We start from the raw sequence: 1,509 nt of genomic DNA, 5'->3' as shown, positions 1-1,509 counted from the left end.
ACCTAGTCGTGGTCGGAATATTCTTCATGGCGTTCTTTCTTCTGTCCCTCAATAAGGTGCTGTTCTTTCTCTAAAGTTCAGCACTTTTTTTTATGGATCTTCGAGTCCTACTTTTTTTAAATCCCCTCCACTTTTGACAACTAAAATCGCTCCAATGAGTTCCTCCAATTCAAGCCCAATTCTTCTTTTTGCGGTGGTATATCCTACATTATTCAACCTTTTATATATCATTATAAGCATGGCCGCAATAGCTGTCATATACATCATCACTTGTATTCCATTGGCGTTCATTGAAAGAAAATGCTTAAAATTAAGCTCCTGTTTGATAAATCTGAAAAAAACTTCTATATCCCAACGTTTACGGTATATTCGAGCTATTTCCTCCGCCGAGGAATTTAAGTCATTTGTGATCAGTAGCACCACGGGATGTTTGTCTTTTTTCGTGATGATACGTATGACCCGGAAGGGTTGCTCCACTAAGACGCTTTTGCGCTTTTTAGTTCCATTTTTTGTTAGTTGCTCTACATAAGTATATAGCTGAACCAGAGAGTCCTCTTCTAACTTACTTCCATCCGACCAGTCACACTTAGTGTCTTCTGCAAGAAGGCTTTCTACTAACTTGAGTTTACGATTATCCTTCAAACGACCTACAAAAGTGATCTGATTTTGAGTCAATTCCGAGAAGATCTGCCCATTCATTACCCCACGGTCAAAGACATAGATATTTGAATGATCCTCTTGTTTTTTGACATGGTCATAAATACATTCGGGGATTGCCTGATTCTCGTTTACATGACCATCATCTAAAAATAAAGAGGGATGGGAGAGAAAGTTACCGTCGTACATGAAAGTATATTTGGCCATCTTCTTTGTAGAATTTTTGGTTTGGCCACATTTGAGTCCTTTCTCCAACTTATTAGAAAGTTCACTTACATAGGTACTATCAACCCTTTGTAAACGAGCACCTTCAATCTCTTTTGAGGAATACAGACCGGATAATAATTGATAAATATGCTCATAAGATAAACGGAAGAAATCAAGATCAATACTGGAAAGACGATCAGAAATGGAGCTGTGCGAAAGTTGTCTATTTCCTTCAATGCCGAATAAGGTTTTAAATAAAGAAGAACCATAGGCATCGCATAAAGTACGTTGGCTTAAACGATCTAATTTTAATAAACCGAACAGTAATAGGTAGAACATGAGTTTACCCGTAAGAAGCTTGGCACAATAATCCACGTTAGTATCAGCTGACAGCTTTATAAGCACGTCTTCTGGGATAACTCGCAGGATTTCTTTGATACCGGGCAAATTCTTGTCTGCAAAACTCATTGTTTATATTTTTATCGCAGGCAAAGATAAAGGAAATATAAAAGAAGAAAGGACGGTATAAAAAAAACTTATAAACACTAAGCTACTTTTTCAGTTAATAAATCAAGGTTGTTTTGACATTTCTTTTTTAAGAAGGAAAAATCGGCCATGGAAGCCGATTTTCCGACCACGACTAGG

General features: G+C 37.2%; 1 protein-coding gene. It reads right to left on the bottom strand.

What is annotated here, in order from left to right; genetic code table 11:
- Positions 1–90 precede the first annotated feature (90 nt).
- Positions 91–1,332: an IS4 family transposase gene (locus tag BN161_RS27895; RefSeq protein ID WP_044272676.1), complete on the bottom strand. Its 1,242-nt coding sequence runs from the start codon at positions 1,330–1,332 to the stop codon at positions 91–93.
- Between the last annotated feature and the right edge of the window lie 177 nt (positions 1,333–1,509).

It is taken from the genome of Bacteroides timonensis (assembly GCF_000513195.1).
GTDB classification, from domain to species: domain Bacteria; phylum Bacteroidota; class Bacteroidia; order Bacteroidales; family Bacteroidaceae; genus Bacteroides; species Bacteroides timonensis.
Note: the sequence above shows the minus strand (reverse complement) of the source record. Positions and strands in the feature narration are given on the sequence as shown.

Coding starts and splice junctions, on each gene's coding strand:
- BN161_RS27895 (WP_044272676.1), bottom strand. CDS start 1,332: ATGAGTTTTGCAGACAAGAATTTGCCCGGTATCAAAGAAATCCTGCGA.